The sequence below is a fragment of the Chlamydia muridarum str. Nigg genome (genome assembly GCF_000006685.1).
Lineage (GTDB): Bacteria > Chlamydiota > Chlamydiia > Chlamydiales > Chlamydiaceae > Chlamydia > Chlamydia muridarum.
In genome coordinates this window covers 89,603-110,479 of record NC_002620.2, presented here as the reverse complement: position 1 = coordinate 110,479, position 20,877 = coordinate 89,603, and the positions used below count along the sequence as shown (strand labels likewise).

The following is a 20,877-nucleotide window of genomic DNA, read 5'->3' as shown; positions in this document are numbered from 1 at the left end:
AAATTTGGAGGATTGCGTGGTTTCTCCTCATCTTCATTCCCAAACCTCTTCTGAAACCCCGCAATTCTCCAAAGAAACTCCTCTTTTGGAGCAGGAAGCGCTTTCTCATGATCTGCATTCGTTAATTCAAGTTTTTCGCAAACTATCCGTTCATTTACTCTCTGAAGTCGAAAAACTATCGCAGAAACTTAAGCCAGAGCTTCTTGAAATTGCTGTGCTCGTTTGCGAAAAGTTTTTATATAGAAAATTGGCCTGTACGGAAGAGCTTGCCCTGCTGATCTCTGCTGCTCTCCAACATCATTTAGCAACTTATGCTGTTTCTCCTATAAAAATTGGTCTTCATCCCGAAGATTTTTCTAACCTTTCCAAATGGTTAATCCTTAATGACGTCCCCCTATTAAAAAACGTAGAGTTTATTGCAGATCCTCTATGTAAAAGGGCTAGTTATAAGATAGAACTTCCCTCAGGAATTTTGAGACAAGATATTGGGGAAGAACTTTCGCATCTTTTGAGCGTTCTCACTCCATAACAAACAGATACCTTATACAAGCGCTCTATACTAAGAAGAAAGCTTAACCAACACATTGTATGATTCATCTTCAACAAGAAACTTTATTGATCCATCAATGGCGTCCTTATCGAGAGTGTGGGATTTTATCACGCATATCAGGGGATCTTCTGGAAGCTCAAGGACTATCTGCATGCTTGGGAGAGCTCTGTCAAATTTCTCTCCCCCGCTCTTCCCCTATTCTTGCAGAAGTTATTGGCATTCATAATCAAACAACACTATTACTAGCACTTACTCCGATTTACTCTCTCTCTCTTGGAGCAGAAGTTGTTCCCTTACGTAGACCAGCTTCGCTCCCTCTTTCCCACCACCTTCTTGGAAGAGTCATTGATGGATTCGGTAACCCTCTGGATGGGAATCCTCCCCTACCTAAATCTCATCTCTCTCCGCTATTCTCCCCCCCTCCTTCTCCTATGTCGCGCACCCCTATACAAGAAATATTCCCTACAGGAATCCGAGCGATTGACGCTCTACTCACCATAGGGGAAGGACAACGCGTAGGAATCTTTTCAGAACCTGGCGGAGGTAAATCCTCTCTCTTATCTACGATAGCAAAGGGTTCTCAACAAACCATTAATGTGATTGCTCTTATAGGAGAACGTGGCAGAGAAGTCCGAGATTATGTCAACCAACACAAAGAAGGCCTAGCAGCTCAACGTACAATTATTGTTGTTTCCACTGCCCATGAAACAGCCGCTAGCAAAGTCATTGCAGGTCGGGCTGCTATAACCATTGCAGAATATTTCCGGGATCAAGGAGCCCGGGTATTATTTATTATGGATTCTTTATCTAGGTGGATAGAGTCTCTTCAAGAGGTAGCTCTTGCTAGAGGAGAAACACTTTCTACACATCATTACGCAGCATCAGTTTTTCACCATGTTTCAGAATTCTTAGAGCGAGCAGGGAACAATGATAAAGGATCTATCACATCTTTTTATGCTATGTTGCATTATGCAAACCACCCCGACATTTTTAATGATTATGTTAAATCTCTTCTAGATGGACATTTCTTCCTCTCCCCTGTGGAAAAAAGCTTCTTTTCTCCTCCTATTAATCTGTTAACGAGTCTTTCTAGATCAGCTTGTCAACTAGCGCTTCCTCACCACTATGCCGCTGCTCAAGAACTCCTTTCTCTGCTAAAAGCTTACCATGAAGCTATTGATATCATTCAGTTAGGAGCATATGTCTCCGGACAGGATGCTAAACTTGATCGAGCGATTCGCCTTCTTCCATCATTACGAGAATTTTTATCCCAACCTCTTTCTAACTACTCTGATATTCACGACACAATCGAACAACTCTGCTTGTTGTTAAAACATGAATAAAAAACTCCAAGATTTATCTACCCTCCTTAAAATCTCTCTGTTCAAAAAGCGCGTTCTTCTGGACACGTTAAAAAAGGAGCTCTCGAATATCGATAATCGCATACAACAAATCCAAGAACAAATTACTCAAATTTCCTTAACAAGACATCAGCGTTTCCTTTGTCGTTCGTATACCAAAGAGTACGACAAGCATTTAGAACATTTACAAAGAGAACAAACTTCTCTATATAAACAACGTATGTTACTCAAAACCCGTTTGCAAGATTCTTATGCCGCTATACAAAAACAAATAGATCAGAGAAAAATTATCGAAAAGATCCACACTAATAAATATTCTAACAAAGAGCGCGAATAACTTAAGGCCGCCTATAATGACCGATTCTTCCTATGTAGACTTATCATGTTTATTGGATAAGCTTCTTCCGATTCGACAAGAGCATTTACTAGACTACTGGCCCTCTCTCTCCCTTCAACAAAAGCGATGCTTAGGGAGACAAATATCTCAAATCAATATTCCCTTTTTCTTTCGCCAGCAGGAATTATTACAAGCATCGCCCTATTCCCATCCCTCATACACCCCCCTATCGCCTACATACTATGCGGGGGAGACTCCGGATTATGCTCAACTAGGATTACAACTTTCTCAAGCAGGGAAAGTAGGCTGTATCGTATTAGCTGGAGGACAAGGATCTCGCTTAAAATTTGATGGACCAAAAGGTCTCTATCCCGTCTCTTCCGTAAAGAAAAAACCTTTGTACCAACTTGTTGCAGAGAAAGTAGTGGCAGCTAGTAAACTAGTAGGAAGGCCTTTACCTGTAGCATTCATGACTTCCCCACTCAACCATCAACAAACCCTGTCCTACTTTACTGCTAATCGCTATTTTAATTTGGATCCCTCTCAAGTGGATTTCTTTTGCCAACCCCTTTGGCCTCTTTTATCCCTATCCGGAGACCTTTTCCTAGAATCAGTAGATAGCTTAGCACTGGGTCCTACCGGTAATGGTTGTGTAGCTTCTCTACTCAAATCTTCAGGCATTTGGGATAAATGGCATCAAGCGGGAATTGATATGGTTAGCGTGATCCCTATAGATAATCCTTTAGCCTTACCATTTGATAGAGAATTATTTGGGTTTCATGCAGCAGAACATAATGATGTAACAATTAAAACCACCTTACGCCAAAATGCAAAAGAAGATGTTGGCGTTCTTGTTGAGTTAGCAGAAAAAAAAATCTCAGTCGTTGAGTATTCAGCTCTTCCAGATAAAGAACGCTTTGCCGTCACTTCGACTGGAGACCTCACTTATAAACTCGCTAACATTGGTCTGTACTGTTTATCCATGGACTTTTTAGCCCAGACGGCACAGAAACCTCTACCTATCTATAAAGCGAATAAGCATGCCAAGCAATTATACCCCTCTCTAATTGAAAAAAATGCTTGGAAGTTTGAAGAATTTATTTTTGATCTATTTCGTTACAGTAATCGAAGTCAAGCCATTGTGTACCCCCGGTACGAGTGCTTTGCCCCCCTTAAAAACTATGAAGGGAACCACAGCCCCGCGACCGTTCGTGAAGCAATGCGCAAACGAGAGCAAGCTCTATTTACTGCAGTTACAGAAAGAAAGCTTTCCCCAAATACAATATTTGAATTAGAAGCGGACTTTTATTACCCTTCCTCCCATACTTCCTTAGAGTGGGAAAACAAAATATTTTTCCAGGAACCAATTATTGAGGCCTCATGAAAGAGACTATAGCCTACCTTGGAATGGGCATGTGGGGATTTTCTTTAGCCAACCTTTTGGCTAACAATGGACATCGCGTAGTGGGATGGGCAAGGAATCCTTCTTTGATTGAACAGCTATCTACTCAACGCCAGCACCCCGCAGCTCCTCATGTTACTATCCCTTCAAACCTTTCTTTCACATCCAGTATGGAAGAAGCTTTAGATGGGGCGACCATGATCGTTGAAGGAGTCACTTCTGCAGGAATGAGACCAGTTCTCAATCAGCTCAAATCTATCACAGATTTGCAGATTCCTTTAGTCATTACATCAAAAGGCATTGAGCAAAATACAGGATTGCTTCTAAGCGAAATTGCTTTAGAAATTTTTGGGAAACCAGCCGCGAAATATTTGGGATATCTCAGCGGTCCATCTATTGCTAGCGAAGTTCTTCGTGGTTGTCCATGCTCTGTTGTCATTAGTGCGTATGATCCTGCTACCCTAAAACAAATCCACCAAGCTTTTCTTACTCCTACGTTCCGGGTCTATCCCAATAGTGACCTTAAAGGGGTTGCTTTAGGCGGAGCATTAAAAAATGTCATTGCTATTGCCTGTGGAATTTCTGATGGATTCCGGTTCGGAGACAATGCTAAATCTGGACTCGTGACTCGCGGGCTACATGAGATCCGCAAATTTGCCACGATTATGGGATGTCGTCCAGATACCTTGAATGGACTTGCAGGTCTAGGAGATCTCTGTACCACTTGCTTTTCCGCTTTCAGCAGAAACACCCTTTTTGGAAAAATGCTTGCTGAAGGCTTAACCCCTGAACAGGCAAAAACAAAAATTGGCATGGTGGTTGAAGGAGTTTACACAGCTCTATCCGCTCATCAAATTGCCACACATCACAAGATAGACATGCCCATCACTACTGGTGTCTATCGTGTTCTTTATGAAAATCTAGATATTCAAAAGGGAATTGCCCAGCTTCTTCAACGGAATACAAAAGAAGAATATTTATAAGGCTTTTCCTTCAAAGAAAAAATCTCTGAAAAGCTTTGTCCCGTTGGTGGACGAAGTTTTTCCTTTGTACAATTTTTTGGCATTTGCTAAAGATACGGATTCAGTCCCAGACCATACAGAAAGGCCCTTGACTAAATGAGCAGCAAGCTAGTGAACTCTCTCCGTTTAACTTTCCTATCTTTTTTAGGGATCGTATCTACATCATTAGACGCTATGCCTGCAGGGAATCCGGCGTTCCCCGTCATTCCAGGAATCAACGTTGAACAGAAAAGCGCCTGTGCTTTTGATCTATGTAATTCCTATGATGTGTTATCTGCTCTTTCCGGGAACTTGAAACTCTGCTTCTGTGGGGATTATATCTTCTCAGAAGAAGCTCAAGTAAAAGATGTTCCGGTTGTTACCTCTGTAACCACAAGTGGAGTAGGGCCTTCTCCGACTATTACTTCAACTACTAAGAATCGCAATTTTGATCTTGTTGACTGTTCTCTTAGCGCTAACTGTGTAGCTGCTGCGTTCTCGCTTCCTGATCGAACAATGAGTGCGATTCCTCTCTTTGATGCCAGCTTTGAAGTAAAAATCGGTGGTCTAAAACAATACTACCGTCTTCCTATGAATGCTTATAGAGATTTTACTTCCGATCCCTTGAATTCCGAATCAGAAGTAACGGATGGGCTTATTGAAGTGCAGTCCAACTATGGATTTGTTTGGGATGTTAGCTTGAAAAAAGTTCTTTGGAAAGATGGGGTTTCATTCGTTGGTGTAGGCGTAGACTATCGCCATGCGTCCTGTCCTATTGACTATATCATTGCAAATAGCCAAGCCAACCCTGAGGTATTCATTGCAGACTCTGACGGAAAACTGAGTCTCAAAGAATGGAGCGTATGCCTAGGTCTTACTACCTATGTGAACGATTATATCCTCCCCTATGTTGCTTTCTCCGTAGGGAATGTTTCTCGTGAAGCTCCAGACAATAGCTTCAAAAAACTCGAAGAGCGATTCACTAACCTCAAGTTCAAGGTTCGTAAAATTACCAGCTCTCACCGTGGGAATATCTGCATCGGAGCTACGAACTATATTGCCGACAACTTTTTCTACAATGTAGAAGGAAGATGGGGCAGCCAGAGAGCCGTCAATATCTCTGGAGGATTCCAATTCTAACCCTAATCCCACTTCTCTTAACCCTTTATTGTTAAGGATTAAGAGAAGTTTTTTATTTTAAGCGGATCCTAACGTTCTATAAACATTATGCATTAACTTCAAAGAAGCTGAGACTATACTCCACTGCTGATGCATAGCGCGCATTTGTAACTCCAGCATTAACTGATTCGTTTGAGCTAAGTCTCCAAAATTTTGCACATCAGCAAGAAAATAGGTGAAAAAGTTTAACAGCCCACCTTTTACTTCTCCTGAAATAATATCAAGCTCTCCATCAACCACATTTCCTTCTAAATTTTGTAAAGTAACTACAGAAAATGAAGAACCCATAATCTCATAAGCTGGGCTAAATTCATCCCTTCCAGGGATGAAAGCCAACCCTCGCAAGCCCGCAGATAACGCTTGCATCTGTGTAAGACAGGCATCCAAGGTCTGAATATACCCGTTTGACATCTCTTTTAGCTTAGTCTTTTGGGTTGTTGTTAAAGAACTATTAGCGTCTACATTTTTGATAACCTGCGCAAATTGCAGCTTTGCATTCTCTGCATTTTTCATATCTTTTCTTAACTGGCTATTCTCCATTTCGTAACGATCCATAACCATCTGATAGCCATATCTAAAGTTAGCCGTTCCATTTGTTTGCCCAATATACGATCCTAAGTTATACACGATCGGAGCGTTATTAAAGCTTTTGACTAATTCTAAAATAGGACTAAATAGTGTCTGCGCATATCCAGAGAAGTTGAGCTCTCTAGCTAATGCGTACAAAGCTTCTTCCTGAGCAGGAATATACTTATCTAGCAGGATGTAAGCAAAGGCAGCCTGAAATGGCATTTTGTTAATGATGCTTCCGTCTACGGGGTGCAACTCTTCAGCAGTTGTCAATGCCTGAGGGCCTAATACTCGAGCTTCTAGCTGCCGCTGAAGTTCTTGCCGCTCTTTTCTACGTGCTTCTCTTTGACTATCTTCAGCACACAAAACTTGCATCAAAGACATCTCTGAATCTATTTTTAACAAATCTTGACGCAAATTTTCTATAAACTCTTCTTGGAATCCCAACTCGTGCGTATCGTTCAATAAATCTTGAAATACCTGAAGATATGTTGCCGCTTCATGCAACTGTGTGTAGTCCGCAGCCACTTCTGCAGGAGATACTCTGCGTTCTCTAGGAGCGGCAGTTTCTGTCATTGGAACAAAATATTTCTGTCTTGCTTGAATCGGTTGGTTTTTCATAATCGTTTTTTTGCCCCCCAAAACGATTTTATTTAAATCTACGGATTAACTTCGCGAAGATTTGATTCATCAACGCTAAAGCTGCTGCTACCATCGTCCACTCCTGCTGAATAGCAGCAGACTCCATTTGTAAAGCCAATTGTTGATTCTGGTTAAAAGAAGTGTAATCTTGCTGCTTACTCTCTAGACTTTGCAATACCTGTCGCTCTCCTCCAGGCATCACTCCACCACGCCCTCCTTCAATAACTGCACTTTCAAAAATAGTGAATTGTTGAATCCAGGTATCTAAATCTTTTGTTCCAATAGTCGTAGTGAAGGCTTTATCCACTTCATCAGGTTTATCTACACCCGAAATCTGTATGACGGAAGCCATGGCATAAACATTAGAGAGATTGTGATAAAGGTTGTTAAATTCAAAAGCATAACTAGCTAAAGTTTCTAATAACTCTGATCGTTGGGATGAAGTCAATTCAGTATCTGCTTTTACACTTGCAGATAGCTTGTTGATCTCTTCTATAGCTCTTTGACAGTGAAATAGATCCGCACGACATCGCTCTATCTCTTTGTTTAAAAGATTTTTAGCTCGAGAAATTGACTCAGGAAATGCTTGAACGTTCATCTGCCGAAGATACATCCCCAAAGCATAATACACGTCTGCTGTTTGAAAACTTACTGAGTGAGCAATAATATCATTTAAATACCGAGCGGCTTTATTGGAGAAAGTCATCTGACTTCCCAATGTTTCCAGTATGTACTGCTGATTGGGAAGATACTTATCCAACATCAATGACGCATACACCATCTGTATTGGAGAAGTGTTCACGAAAGTCTGCTTCGCTAAAACCATAGCATCAAAATAGTTGCGCCCTGCAGGATCCATCTGTACTTTTTTTGCATTACATTCTGCAATAGCAGCTTCCCATGCAGCAATGGATTCATTGATTTTCCTAATACTCGATTCTGAAGCAGCAATCACCCTATTGTAGTCTTCTCTTGTCATTGCTTTCTTAGGATCTGTAGTCATAAGACTAACTACGTCGAAGAAGAATGTAGGATTGAAAATGTTGACCGCTGAACCATTAAAATCGAAAAGGGCAACCCCGTTATAAGTCCCTGAAGGTTTGTCTTTAAAAGTTGTTAATGCTTGATCAGAAATTTTGAAATTCGCAGTTTCTCTAGGAACCCAATACTGAATTTCTTTTTCTAAAGCAGCGCTATACTCTGTTAAAGAGATCTGATTACTATTGGATATAGACTTTTGAGTAAAAACTAAAGTACTTGCTCCATACGCATAAACCAAGCTTAGAAGCCCATTGAGTTGCACATGATCGTTAACTTTTAAATTAGTAAGAGAATTTACATACTCATCGATAGCTGTATGAATAACATCTTGGTTTTGGACGTTTTGAGGATAGAGATCACCAATCTCATCAACAGTTGAAGTACGGCTCATTAACTGTCGAAAAAGCCCCGCAAAGCTTAATAAGCTTTGAATGATCCCTCCTTCTAATGAGTTAAACTCTGCTCCATTTAAAGAGAAGGCATTCGTTATTATTTGGGTGCTTAAATCCCAAATAGGATTGAAGATATCTTTGATAAGGTTAGTAATCTCTCGAATTAAACTAGCAGCTTGCGTAGCTCTTTCGATATAAAGAGAATAGTCTGCTATGGAGGTATTCATTGCATCGGAAACAGGCTCCGATAACGATGTCACTGACGTGTAGGTCAGCATAATATTTTGCCAAAAGTTCGTTACCTTACTCTTGGGAATCAGCCTAACATTATTTTCATCCTTTATGCTTTCTATCTCTTTTACAAAAGTTTGAGGGATTGCATACAGTCTCGCATATTCATCGGGCGTTAATACAGATTGTTTGAGTTTATTACGTAAAGCATTCAGCTCCGTTTGATACCTAGTCACTATTTCCTGTTCTACTGGAGTAGGATCCTGAAGCCCTCCATTTTCCGATAATGTTAGCCAGTCATCAAAACTATCCGCAAGCCCTTCCCCAAAAACCTGAGCAGAAGCCCTATCAGGATCCGCTAAAATTATATCAGGGGTAAGAGACTCTATAATCTCGATATCATCATAGGAAATTCTTCCCGTTATTTCCGGCTGTATTATCGTGGGAGTTTCTTCTAGCGATGGAGTAAACTTTTCGACATCAAGTTCTTCAAGCAATCCTAAAGCCCGCTTTAGGGCTTTGCTTTTTTCGTCCAATTGCTGAAAGAAAAAAACAGCCTGCGATGTATACATCGCGGCAGAATCAACCTGCTCTCCGGCCCAAGGTGCTACTAAATTCTTAGTAAAAGAAACGGACTTTGGTTGTATTGACACGAGACTATCCAGAAACTATTATTTTTCTAATTTTAAAAATAAAAATTGTTTTTTAAAACAGAAAAACAATAATTTCTAAATTGAAATAATTAAAACTCGTTTCGTTTTAATTATTTCAATTCATTTTCTATTCTAGATAATTCTTCAAGAATTTGCCGTGGCATATCCGATCCAAAAATAGAACAATACTCCCGAATGTTATTTACCTCTGCTCGCCAGCCTTGCGTGTCCACCGCAAGCAAAGACTGCAAAGCATCTCGAGATAAATTAAGCCCTGTCGTATTAAGTCCCTCTTCAGTAGGAAGATATCCTATTGGTGTACGGCGCGCAATAGAGTCCTCTCCATCCGTGCGACGGAAAATCCACTCTAATACACGAAGATTTTCAGAAAATCCCGGCCAAATAAATTGGCCATTCTCATCCTTACGGAACCAATTCACACTGAAAATCCTAGGCAACTGTAACCCTTTCCCAGCAAAAGACAACCAATGCTCAAAATAAGCCGCCATATTGTATCCACAAAACGGAAGCATGGCAAAAGGATCATGCCGCAGTTTTCCCAATTCCCCAGCAATCGCAGCAGTAGTCGTTGAGGACATCCCTGCCCCCATCATAACCCCATGCTCCCAACTTAATGATTCATAAACCAAAGGAATCGTTTCTGTGCGTCTCCCTCCAAAAATAATAGCCTCTAGCGGAACCCCTTGAGGACTATCCCACTGCGGATCTAAAGAAGGACAGTGATCCAAAGGAGCTGTAAAACGCGCATTAGGATGAGCAGCAGGTTCTCCCCCAGGAGTCCAGTTCCTTCCTTTCCAGTCAATCATCCCTTGCGGAGGTGTAGCAGTCTTTCCTTCCCACCACACGTCTCCATCCGATGTTAAAGCAACATTCGTAAATATCGAATCAGAGTGGCACGTAGCCAATGCATTGGGATTTGTTTTCTCTGAAGTGCCTATAGCTACCCCAAAAAAACCAAACTCTGGATTCACTGCATATAATCTTCCATCATCCCCAGGACGAATCCATGCTATATCATCTCCAATACACTCTACCTTCCATCCCGGAAGTTTTGGCATCAGCATAGCAAGATTCGTCTTCCCACAAGCACTCGGGAAAGCCGCTGCAAAATATTTCTTTCTTCCCTCAGGGTTAGTCACTCCAATAACCAGCATGTGCTCAGCTAACCAACCTTGCTTATGTCCCAAATAGGAGGCCAAGCGCAAAGCTACGCATTTCTTACCAAGTAGCGCATTACCCCCGTATCCGCTACCAAAAGACATCACGCTACTATCATCTTGAAAATGGACGATGCGCATGTGACCAGGATTACAAGGCCATGCTACATCTTTTTCTCCGGGAGCTAGGGGTTTTCCAACGCTATGCAAACACTTATAAAAGGTCCCGGATGATCCCAACATCTCTAAAACAGAAGCCCCCATCCGTGTCATGATCTTCATAGAACACACAACATAAGGAGAATCTGTTATTTCTATCCCAACTAAAGAAAAAGGAGAATGTAAAGGTCCCATACAAAATGGAACGATATAGAGAGTACGCCCTTGCATGCACCCTTGAAACAGTTCATGTAGCTCCGCACGCATCTCTTGAGGATCTCGCCAGTTATTCGTAGGACCAGCTTCTTCCTTTGTCTTAGTACAAATAAAAGTAAATTGTTCAACACGAGCAACATCATCAGGAGAAGAGCGAACTAAGAAACAGTTAGGATGTAACTCAGGATTCAATAGGGTCATTACCCCAGCTTCTTGCATCTGCTGGCAAAGTTGTTGGTATTCGGCTTCCGAACCATCGCATAACCTCACGTCCTTAGGCGACACTAAAGCTATCACCTCCTCTATCCAGGATTTTAATCCTGAATGGGTTATCTTAGACATCCAATCGCCGGTCATACCAAACTCTCTTTACGTTTCTTCAATTGATCTAGATGTTCCAAAGCTTTCCCTGTGCCTAAGCAAACCGCTAGAAGCGGATGCGGAGCAGTAATAACAGAAAGCCCTGTATTTTTACTTAAAGCTTTGTCCAGCCCTTTAATAAGAGCTCCACCTCCAGCCAGCACCATTCCCCGCTCTACTAAATCTGCAGAAAGTTCTGGAGGACATTTTTCTAGAGTTAATCGTACACACTCTATAATTTGCTGAATGGGTTCTGCTAAGCACTCTCTGATCTCTACAGAATTGATTCTCTTCGTAATGGGAAGCCCAGCCACCTGATCTCGACCACGCACTTCCATTTCCAACTCTTGATCACCCAATGGATACGCAGAACCTATGGTAATTTTAATTTCTTCCGCAGTTCGAGGACCTATCATCAAATTATATGTGCGCCGCATATAATTAATAATGCACTCATCGAACTCATCCCCAGCTATACGCAAAGAACGAGATTCAACAATTCCTCCTAGAGAAATGATGGCAATTTCTGTTGTTCCTCCACCAATATCAATAATCATACTGGCAGCAGGTTCATGCACCGGAAGATCGACTCCGATAGCAGCTGCCATAGGCTCTTCAATCAAAATTACTTCCTGCGCCCCTGCGTGTAACGCAGAATCCTCAACAGCTCGTTTTTCAACACCGGTAATACCTGATGGCACTGCGATCAGAATTTTTGGACGAAACATACTACGAGCAGGGGTAACCCGTTTAATTAACGCTTTGAGCATCCCTTCTGCTATTTCGAAATCAGCTATGACTCCGTCCTTCATGGGACGAACAGCAACAATTTTCCGGGGAGTTTTCCCTAACATAGCCTTTGCTTTATGACCTACAGCCAACACCGCATGAGTCTGAGCATCAACCGCTACCACCGAAGGCTCACTAAGAACAATCCCTCGTCCACGTACATAAACCAAGGTATTTGCAGTACCTAGATCAATGCCAACATTCCCGGAAAAAAAATTAAATACACGATCAAAACGACCTAAAGCCTTGTTATATAGGCGATTAGAAAAGTTTTTAAATTTGTATAAGCTGCGGTGTGGGCTCATAAAACTATATCTGTAGAAGTTCGAGCACTTCTTCCCAAGTTAACTTAGAAACGACTTCATCATCAGAATTGATCACTTTCTTTACAAGACCCTTTTTCCTGTTCTGCAAACTCAAGATCTTTTCTTCGATTGTATTTAACGTAACTAGCTTATAGGAAGAGACCGAGCGACTCTGGCCAATACGATGTACCCTATCGGTTGCTTGATTCTCAACAGCTGGATTCCACCACATATCATAATGGATCACTGTATCAGCTCCAACCAAGTTCAATCCTGTTCCACCAGCTTTTAAAGAAACTAAGAAAACGAGTAAACTAGGATCTTCATTAAACTGTTGAACTATCTCTAATCTGTTCTTGGTGGAACCATCAAGATACACAAAAGGCACCCCTTTTGCTTCTAAATCTTGTTTTATGATCCCTAGCATCTTAGTGTACTGACTAAACACAACAGTCTTGTGTCCAGAATCTACTAGCGAACCTAATAGATCCATTAACATATCGTATTTTGCAGAATCTCCTGGTTCTGGAGTATCTTTCGCAAAAATTGCTGGATGACAACAAATCTGTTTTAAGCGTGTAAGCGTAGCCAACACATGAATATGAATTCTCTCAAATCCTTCTTGTTTCACTAAACGAGACAACTCTTGCCGAGCTGAGGCCGCGTAAGACTGATACAATTCCCTTTGAGATTCGGTGAGATGACAATGATACAGAATTTCAGAAACTGGAGGCAGATCTTCTAAGACATCCTCTTTCATTCTACGAAGAATAAATGGAGCGACTTTTCTTCTTAAAGCCTCCACATTGTCCGCCTTGTTCCCCATGTAGTTGCCAATACGGATGTACTTACCAACAAAGCGATCATAACTACTAAGAAGTCCTGGCATGAGGAAGTCAAACAGACTCCATAGTTCTTCTAGCGAATTTTCGATTGGAGTTCCTGTAAGAATCAAGCGGTGACAAGCTCGAATCATTTTTACTGATTTAGCATTACGCGTGGTGCGATTCTTAATATGATGCGCTTCATCGAGTACAACGTAATCAAAGAGGAAGTCTTTATAAATATCGATATCTTTTTGTAGTAAATTGTAAGAAGTAATAGCAACATCATATTCTTCTAAAGAAGATAACTGTTTGCGTCGTTGTGATGGAATACCATCAATTACCAACGTTTTAAATTCTGGATTAAATTTTCGAAACTCTTCTTTCCAGTTATATACCAAAGACGTTGGGCAAATGATTAAAGAACACCCACCGCCTTTTTCCAATCGACTTTGCGTAACAGCAATAATCGTTTGTAATGTTTTCCCTAATCCCATGTCATCCGCGAGGATGCCGTTAAGGTGCATTTTACGCAAACGCTCTAACCAATGCACCCCATCTTTCTGATAGGATCGTAAAGTTGCTTGAATTTGAGAAGGGACCTCTTGGAATTCAAAATCAACTTCCCCACGAATCTGCTTCTGTATCTCAGCAAGATCTTCCGTCATAGAAAAGTTAACTGGAAGATTTTTGAAAGATGCAGAGGAAATACCAGATAAACTCCATAAAGGACATTTTTCTACAAAATCATCTAAAACCTGGAAACCGATTTCATTGAAAATTTGAATAACAGGAGCAATCTTCTCTAAATCCAGGACAAGAATACAAGGGAGCTTCGAAGCTTGGGCTTTTCCTCGACGAGCCTTCTTCAACTGACAGCCCTTCTTAGGCAACTCTAAGAATCGTTTTTTCGCACTGATGCAATCCCACAGCAAGTCCAAGCTGATTCCTTTCAATAACCCATGAACTTTTAACTCTGCTTCGTAATAGTTAATATCTGCTCCCGCTCTGAAAGTAAGATCAAATACGGTTTCATCATAGATAAATTGATCCGAAAGAGTTTCTGGGCAATTAAACGTAATTCGATGCTGATTATTAGGGATCGTTTCTGTCATGAATTCAACGATCTTCTTCTCACTTTTTACATGGAATGCCCCATCGCGTTCGTCGTAAATAAATCCCGCAAACACCTCTTCTAAAATTTTTCTCTCTTCAACTAAGTTTCGAGCTAAAATCCCATCAGGTCGGACAAAAGCACGCACGTCTTGGTACTGCAAAGAAAACGAGGTAGCAGGCACCCTTTGCCCATCGTATAGGAAAAAGAGCTTCGCCTCGAGCTCTCCATCCAGATAGCTGATATCACAGACTCCTCGTAATTCTTCTGTGTAGGGTAACGTACTGAAAACATTTAAAGCTTCGATATTGGACAATTCCGCGTAATCTCGGAACACCGGCAAGGCATTTTCACAAAAAGAACCAAAAAGAGCTTCCGGAATGGCTACATCACGTAATCCTGCAAAAGTTCTTATGTGCGCACGCTTGATCTGGGGCAAGAAATGATGATACACATTCTTGTGAATGATGCCGGGACAATTCGACTCCAAAAGCACCGCGTGCTCTGGCTGGATCTCTTCCTCATCCACTACAACTAGAGGTTTCATTAATAAAGCTTTGTAAGGAGTATCAAAATAATCCAAATGAAACTTCATCTTAGCTGGAGATACAGACCAAAACAGAGGTTCTTCTAAATTACCACAAAAAATCCCCTGAAAACACTCTCGCTCTCCTAACTTAACCCCTCCACTTTCCGCCATTTGATGTTCCAACATTTTAGATAAAATCATTCCTAAAGATGCTGGAGTCAAAAAGGCCGATTTCAATAATTTTTCTTCTGCATTCCCCGTAGCATAACGTGCATAACGAATCAGTAAATCAATGAGCTTCCTATCCGATGCACTGAAAGATTGCAGAGTAAAGAAGAAGCGTCTTCCACTGAAAACTATGGGCTCTTGATACAACACCCCTTCTAGAAAAGTCTTGATATTAGAAATGTAAAAAGGTTTGGAACGCCCTGGAAGACGCAAAACGAGCTGAAATTCTATAGGCTGATTGGGAGAAAAAACTTCTTTTTCATTTTTTTGAGGAACGAACAAAACTGCGAGCTCTGCGCTATCTTTCTCAGAATATTCTAGAGGTAAGAAGAAAGGATTTTCACTTAATACATTAGCAGCGTGATTATATTCTCGAAGGATCTCTTTTTGATGTTCGCGATCTCTACGCTCCTCTTCCCGCGTCGCCGCTACAACAAAAGTTTCTTGCAACTCCTTGCTCACTTCCTCATTAGAAGAAAGACCTGCCTCCTTGGAGTAGGTAACCACCATTTCATTAAAGTACTGCTCCAAATAAAATAGTAAGGCTACGATATGCTGACAGTCATAATTGTAAGAACAATCGCAGTTAGAATCTATAGTATCAGATTCCGCTCGATCTACTTCAATTTCGCACTCGTAAACATTGTCGTATGAACCTCGAATTTGTGCACTAATACACACTGTCTCGCTATTCATGGACAAGATTTTTGCACTAACCACAGCGCCTTGAGTAAATAACTCTTTTCCGTCTTGCAATATGTTAGCTGTAAAATCTCTTCTTAATTTACGAAAATTAAGCATTTCTCCTCTAAAGCATAGGGGGTTCACAGACCTGTTACTTGTACCTGTTTGCATCTGCTAAATCAATGAAAATTTTGACGCTCTCACCTTCTCTCGCTTTTCCCCCTTTTTATGGTAGCCTACAGTCAATTTTTTTCTTTTTTACCCCCTTCCACTCCCCTTCAAAAATTTTCACACCAATTTTTTTACAAAACCTCAAAGCAAAGGATTGCGAAAAACTCCTCTGATTATCTAGAATGTTTTTCTTCTCGCGGGTGTAGCTCAGTGGTAGAGCGCCACGTTGCCAACGTGAAGGTCGTGAGTTCAAGCCTCATCACCCGCTTCTCTTTCCCGGATAACTTACCAAAAGGGTATTCTGTGTCTTCACGAGATTTTTCTAACGATTTGTTTTCTATAAATATCGAAGAAACCGCAGGCTGCGTTGTATCAGCAAAAGTCCAGGCCAATCCCTTGGTCACTCAAAAATGTCATAAAGAAGCTCTCAAGACTGTTAAAAAGAATGTAGTATTGCCCGGTTTTCGTAAAGGGAAAGCTCCTGATAATATTATTGAAGCTCGCTACGCGACTCAAGTTGAGCAAGAACTTCGACGTTTTTTGCTTCGCGCTTCTTTCGAAGCTCTTTCACAAATGTGTGATCGAAAGCCGTTATCTCCAAAAGCAGTTCGTTCTTCTACAGTTGACTCTTGTAATGCTGCGGACGGGGGCGTTGTTTCTTTCCTATACGAAGCGTTCCCAGTTATTCCATCTCTTCCATGGGAACAATTGAATCTTTCAGACCCAGAGCCTGTAAAAGAAATCTCCGACGAAGATTTAGAGAATGGCTTAAAAAATGTTGCTTACTTTTTTGCAACAAAAACCCCTGTTACAAGACCTTCTCAAGAAGGCGACTTCATCTCCTTATCTCTACATGTGTCTAAAAAGGGAGATCTTAACTCAAATCCAGTTGCTATTTTTGAAAACAAATATTTCAAAATTAGCGAAGAGGATATGACAGACGCTTTTAAAGCTAGATTTTTAAATGTGTCCACAGGCCATCGTGTGGAAGAAGAGATTGCTTCTGAGGATATTCAATCCTTTTTAAACGGAGATCTTCTTACTTTCACAGTCAACGCTGTTATTGAAATTTCGTCCCCAGAAATGGATGATGAAAAAGCTCGGCAGTTGCAAGCAGAATCTCTAGAAGATTTGAAGAAAAAACTTCGTATACAGCTAGAAAACCAGGCTAAGGAAGAGCATCATCAAAAACGCTTTTCTGCTGCAGAAGATGCTTTAGCTCAGCTCATCGATTTTGACCTGCCGCAAAGTTTGTTACAGGAACGCGAAGAAATTCTCTCTAGAGAAAAACTTTTAAATGCCCGGTTGGTTAAGTATTGCTCAGACTCTGAACTAGAAGAACAAAAACAAACCTTACTAGAAGAAGCAAAAGCAGATGCTAGAAAAGCTGTGAAGCTTTTGTTCTTAACGCAAAAAGTTTTCTCAGAGAAAGAATTATCCATCTCTAGAGAAGAACTTCAACGTATGATGGACGTTTGTTCGAGAGAACGCTTTGGAGCTCATCCTCCTAAAGATATTTCTAATGAAATGCTCCAAGAGTTAGTCCTTGCTGCTCGCGATCGATTAACTTATCATAAAGCAATTGAAGCTATTTCAGCTGAGAAAAAAGATCTAGAGGTTGTCCCCTCTTAGTTTTGATCGCAGGAAAACGCTTGACCCAAGAAACACTTAAACATAGAATTCATCATTTTAATGCGTAGGTGTATTTTTAATTAGATGGGATCCCTCCCTTCTATGGGTCAAGAGTAGATATGACGTACGCACACCTGTAACCAAATGATTTGAGAGGAAGCACACATATGACGTTGGTACCATACGTTGTTGAAGACACGGGTCGCGGCGAACGAGCTATGGATATTTATTCTCGGCTGCTAAAGGACCGTATAGTCATGATTGGGCAAGAAATTACCGAGCCTTTGGCAAATACGGTCATAGCCCAGCTTCTATTTCTGATGTCCGAGGACCCTACAAAAGACATCCAAATTTTCATCAATTCCCCAGGAGGGTATATCACAGCAGGGTTAGCGATCTACGATACCATTCGTTTTCTGGGTTGTGATGTAAATACCTACTGTATCGGTCAAGCAGCTTCCATGGGAGCTCTTCTGCTTTCTGCAGGGACGAAAGGGAAACGTTATGCCTTACCTCACAGCCGCATGATGATCCACCAGCCTTCTGGGGGAATCATTGGAACCTCTGCAGATATTCAGCTACAAGCTGCTGAGATTTTAACATTGAAAAAACACCTTTCTAATATTCTAGCTGAATGTACTGGTCAGCCAGTAGAAAAAATTATTGAAGACTCAGAGCGAGACTTCTTTATGGGAGCGGAAGAGGCTATTGCTTACGGGCTAATCGACAAGGTTGTCTCTTCAGCAAAAGAGACAAAAGATAAGAACATTGTGTCTTAGAGAAGTATTATGACAAAAAAAAATCTTGCGATCTGTTCTTTTTGTGGGCGATCTGAGAAGGATGTTGAGAAACTCATCGCTGGTCCATCGGTCTACATTTGTGACTATTGTATTAAACTGTGCTCCGGGATTTTGGATAAAACTCCAACTCCCGCAGCACAAGAGGTCTCAACATCTCAAACAGCACCTCAGACAAGTCTGAAAGTGTTAACTCCTAAAGAGATCAAACGCCACATAGACTCCTATGTTGTTGGGCAAGAACGTGCCAAAAAAACGATTTCGGTCGCTGTCTATAATCACTATAAGCGGATCCGAGCCCTCATGCAGGATAAGCAGGTCAGTTATGGGAAATCCAATGTATTGTTGCTAGGCCCAACGGGATCAGGGAAGACTCTGATTGCCAAAACGTTAGCAAAAATTTTGGATGTCCCATTTACGATCGCGGATGCAACAACCTTAACAGAAGCTGGTTATGTAGGAGAAGACGTAGAAAATATTGTCTTACGCCTCCTGCAAGCAGCGGATTATGATGTAGCCCGCGCAGAGCGTGGAATTATTTACATCGATGAGATCGATAAAATTGGTCGCACAACAGCTAATGTTTCTATCACTCGAGATGTTTCTGGAGAAGGAGTCCAACAGGCTCTTTTGAAAATCATAGAAGGCACCGTTGCTAACATCCCGCCTAAAGGGGGAAGAAAGCACCCTAACCAGGAATATATTCGTGTAAATACGGAAAATATTCTTTTCATTGTGGGAGGAGCTTTCGTTAATTTGGATAAAATTATTGCTAAAAGACTAGGCAGAACGACCATAGGATTTTCCGAAGAAACAGATCTTGCTGTCACTGATCGCGATCGTCTTCTCGCAAAAGTAGAAACAGAAGATTTAATCGCATTTGGAATGATCCCAGAATTTATTGGCCGATTTAACTGTATTGTCAATTGCGAGGAGCTTACCCTAGATGAGCTCGTTGAAATTCTTACTGAGCCAGCTAACGCTATTGTTAAGCAATATACAGAGTTATTCGCAGAAGAAAACGTAAAGTTAATTTTCGAAAAAGAAGCTCTTTATGCTATAGCGCAAAAAGCGAAGCAAGCAAAGACAGGAGCCCGTGCTTTAGGAATGATTCTAGAGAATCTTCTTCGAGATCTTATGTTCGAAATACCATCTGATCCTACGGTGGAATCTATTCGCATAGAGGAAGACACTATTACGCAAAACAAATCTCCTGTAATTATTCAAAGATCTCCAGAGGCTATTGCTTAACTTTTAGGAATTGCATGACCCAGTCCACTTTGGAAACTGCGAAAAAAATTGTTCAAAAATTACGCAATGCTGGGTATCAGGCGTATTTTGTTGGTGGGAGTGTCCGAGATATGCTCTTGGACCGCCCCATTGAAGAGGTGGATATAGCAACTAACGCCTCCCCGACAATCGTGACTACTATCTTCCCCGATACTCTTTCCATTGGAGCTGCTTTCGGTATTATTGCTGTAAAAGAAAATGGACAACTGTTCGAAGTGGCAACCTTTCGCAGTGATGAAGATTACGCAGATGGTCGTCACCCCAATCGCGTGATTTTTGCTTCTATGAAGGACGATGCCATTCGAAGGGATTTCACAATCAATGGCATGTACTATGACCCCTTTGAAGAAAAACTTTTTGATTTAGTAGAGGGAAGGGCTGACCTAGAAAGAAAAGTTGTTCGAGCAATTGGACATCCTAAACAAAGATTTTTAGAAGATAAGCTCCGTATCCTTAGAGCTATTCGCTTTGCCGCGACATTGGGCTTTTCTTTAGACCCGAAAACAGAGATCGCTATTATCAAAGAGGCTCCATCTTTACCGACCTCGGTCTCCCCAGAAAGAATCTGGCAAGAGCTCAAAAAAATGCTTCGCAAAGCACCTTATGAGTCTCTTCAATTACTTATTAAGCTTAAGGTTCTCCCAATCATCTTCCCAGAGTTAAAGGCCTCCCCTAGTGGATTTTTACGTTCTACTATTGCTTTTGCTCAAAGAATTCGGGATCCGCACATTCCAGAGATCGCTTTTTTACTCCCTCTCTTCCAGGAAGTAAAACAGGAAGAGGCTATAGCAGCCTTCTCTCGCTTAAAAGTCTCCAACAAAGAGCTTGGGTTACTAGAAGATTGGTATGAAGCTTTGCCTCAGTTTCGAGCTAAGCAGAATAATAAAATCTTTTGGGCACATTTTTTTGCTTCACAAACCTCCCCCCTACTCCTTTCGCTCTTCTTGTCACTACAGCGTACACCTCATGAGCAGGAGTTGTTTATTTCTCGAGTACACCACTTGAAAACTCGTCTTGCCTCATTCATAGAAAGGATTCAAACCGGCTCTCCTCTAGTTTCTGCACCAGACTTAATGGCAAGAGGAATTGCTCCTGGTCGGTTACTAGGAGAGCTCCTCAAAGAGGCTGAAGCCTTATCCATAGAACATGAGTGCTCTGACAAAGAAAAAATTTTATCTCTGTTAAAAGATAAAGGTTTTTGGAAATAACCTCTCCTTTCGATAAGGCTCTCTTAAATAGTTA

At 41.2% G+C, this 20,877-nt stretch carries 14 protein-coding genes, 1 tRNA gene and 1 pseudogene; 11 read left to right on the top strand and 5 right to left on the bottom strand.

Annotation, left to right across the window (positions count from 1 at the left end; translation table 11 throughout):
* Positions 1-4: 4 nt before the first annotated feature.
* From TC_RS00480 to TC_RS00455, 6 genes and pseudogenes are all read left to right on the top strand, one after another.
* Complete coding sequence (locus TC_RS00480; RefSeq protein ID WP_010229343.1) at positions 5-529, top strand: hypothetical protein; 525 nt, start codon at positions 5-7, stop codon at positions 527-529.
* A gap of 59 nt (positions 530-588) precedes the next feature.
* Positions 589-1,893, top strand: a complete 1,305-nt coding sequence (locus TC_RS00475; protein ID WP_010229341.1) for a type III secretion system ATPase — start codon at positions 589-591, stop codon at positions 1,891-1,893.
* Positions 1,886-2,249, top strand: a pseudogene (locus tag TC_RS00470) (hypothetical protein); the annotation flags it as partial. The gene TC_RS00475 and the pseudogene TC_RS00470, both read left to right, overlap by 8 nt.
* Positions 2,250-2,264: 15 nt before the next feature.
* Positions 2,265-3,632 carry a UTP--glucose-1-phosphate uridylyltransferase gene (locus TC_RS00465; RefSeq protein ID WP_010229337.1) on the top strand — a complete coding sequence of 456 codons (1,368 nt, stop codon included), beginning with the start codon at positions 2,265-2,267 and terminating at the stop codon, positions 3,630-3,632.
* Complete coding sequence (locus TC_RS00460) at positions 3,629-4,633, top strand: NAD(P)H-dependent glycerol-3-phosphate dehydrogenase (RefSeq protein WP_010229335.1); 1,005 nt, start codon at positions 3,629-3,631, stop codon at positions 4,631-4,633. Before TC_RS00465 ends, TC_RS00460 begins: the two co-directional genes overlap by 4 nt.
* A 135-nt stretch (positions 4,634-4,768) precedes the next feature.
* The gene (locus TC_RS00455; protein ID WP_010229331.1) at positions 4,769-5,791 is read left to right on the top strand and encodes an outer membrane protein B; all 1,023 of its coding nucleotides are present in this window, start codon (positions 4,769-4,771) and stop codon (positions 5,789-5,791) included.
* 57 nt (positions 5,792-5,848) lie between these two features.
* Here the strand turns inward: TC_RS00455 and TC_RS00450 are convergent, their stop codons facing one another.
* The 5 genes from TC_RS00450 to TC_RS00430 form a co-directional block, all read right to left on the bottom strand.
* A complete protein-coding gene (locus TC_RS00450; RefSeq protein WP_010229328.1) occupies positions 5,849-7,021 on the bottom strand; it encodes a CT620/CT621 family type III secretion system effector in 1,173 nt (390 codons plus the stop codon).
* A gap of 28 nt (positions 7,022-7,049) precedes the next feature.
* Positions 7,050-9,359: a CT620/CT621 family type III secretion system effector gene (locus TC_RS00445; protein ID WP_010229326.1), complete on the bottom strand. Its 2,310-nt coding sequence runs from the start codon at positions 9,357-9,359 to the stop codon at positions 7,050-7,052.
* A gap of 110 nt (positions 9,360-9,469) precedes the next feature.
* Positions 9,470-11,269 (bottom strand): phosphoenolpyruvate carboxykinase (GTP), encoded by a 1,800-nt coding sequence (locus TC_RS00440; protein ID WP_010229325.1) that lies wholly within the window; start codon positions 11,267-11,269, stop codon positions 9,470-9,472.
* Complete coding sequence (locus TC_RS00435; RefSeq protein ID WP_010229321.1) at positions 11,266-12,366, bottom strand: rod shape-determining protein; 1,101 nt, start codon at positions 12,364-12,366, stop codon at positions 11,266-11,268. Before TC_RS00435 ends, TC_RS00440 begins: the two co-directional genes overlap by 4 nt.
* A 4-nt stretch (positions 12,367-12,370) precedes the next feature.
* Positions 12,371-15,862, bottom strand: coding sequence for a DEAD/DEAH box helicase (locus TC_RS00430; protein ID WP_010229318.1), 3,492 nt, complete (start codon positions 15,860-15,862; stop codon positions 12,371-12,373).
* Between the two features lie 250 nt (positions 15,863-16,112).
* Here TC_RS00430 and TC_RS00425 point away from each other — a divergent pair.
* The 5 genes from TC_RS00425 (at position 16,113) to TC_RS00405 (ending at position 20,843) form a co-directional block, all read left to right on the top strand.
* Positions 16,113-16,184 (top strand) — tRNA-Gly (locus TC_RS00425).
* 35 nt (positions 16,185-16,219) lie between these two features.
* Positions 16,220-17,548 (top strand): trigger factor, encoded by a 1,329-nt coding sequence (gene tig, locus TC_RS00420; protein ID WP_010229315.1) that lies wholly within the window; start codon positions 16,220-16,222, stop codon positions 17,546-17,548.
* A gap of 167 nt (positions 17,549-17,715) precedes the next feature.
* A complete protein-coding gene (locus TC_RS00415; protein ID WP_010229313.1) occupies positions 17,716-18,327 on the top strand; it encodes an ATP-dependent Clp protease proteolytic subunit in 612 nt (203 codons plus the stop codon).
* A 9-nt stretch (positions 18,328-18,336) separates the two neighbouring features.
* Complete coding sequence (gene clpX, locus TC_RS00410) at positions 18,337-19,596, top strand: ATP-dependent Clp protease ATP-binding subunit ClpX (RefSeq protein WP_010229310.1); 1,260 nt, start codon at positions 18,337-18,339, stop codon at positions 19,594-19,596.
* A 14-nt stretch (positions 19,597-19,610) separates the two neighbouring features.
* Complete coding sequence (locus TC_RS00405; protein ID WP_010229305.1) at positions 19,611-20,843, top strand: CCA tRNA nucleotidyltransferase; 1,233 nt, start codon at positions 19,611-19,613, stop codon at positions 20,841-20,843.
* The last annotated feature ends 34 nt before the right edge of the window (positions 20,844-20,877 follow it).

Coding starts and splice junctions, on each gene's coding strand:
- TC_RS00475 (WP_010229341.1), top strand. CDS start 589: ATGATTCATCTTCAACAAGAAACTTTATTGATCCATCAATGGCGTCCT.
- TC_RS00465 (WP_010229337.1), top strand. CDS start 2,265: ATGACCGATTCTTCCTATGTAGACTTATCATGTTTATTGGATAAGCTT.
- TC_RS00460 (WP_010229335.1), top strand. CDS start 3,629: ATGAAAGAGACTATAGCCTACCTTGGAATGGGCATGTGGGGATTTTCT.
- TC_RS00455 (WP_010229331.1), top strand. CDS start 4,769: ATGAGCAGCAAGCTAGTGAACTCTCTCCGTTTAACTTTCCTATCTTTT.
- TC_RS00450 (WP_010229328.1), bottom strand. CDS start 7,021: ATGAAAAACCAACCGATTCAAGCAAGACAGAAATATTTTGTTCCAATG.
- TC_RS00440 (WP_010229325.1), bottom strand. CDS start 11,269: ATGACCGGCGATTGGATGTCTAAGATAACCCATTCAGGATTAAAATCC.
- TC_RS00435 (WP_010229321.1), bottom strand. CDS start 12,366: ATGAGCCCACACCGCAGCTTATACAAATTTAAAAACTTTTCTAATCGC.
- TC_RS00430 (WP_010229318.1), bottom strand. CDS start 15,862: ATGCTTAATTTTCGTAAATTAAGAAGAGATTTTACAGCTAACATATTG.
- TC_RS00415 (WP_010229313.1), top strand. CDS start 17,716: ATGACGTTGGTACCATACGTTGTTGAAGACACGGGTCGCGGCGAACGA.
- clpX (WP_010229310.1), top strand. CDS start 18,337: ATGACAAAAAAAAATCTTGCGATCTGTTCTTTTTGTGGGCGATCTGAG.
- TC_RS00405 (WP_010229305.1), top strand. CDS start 19,611: ATGACCCAGTCCACTTTGGAAACTGCGAAAAAAATTGTTCAAAAATTA.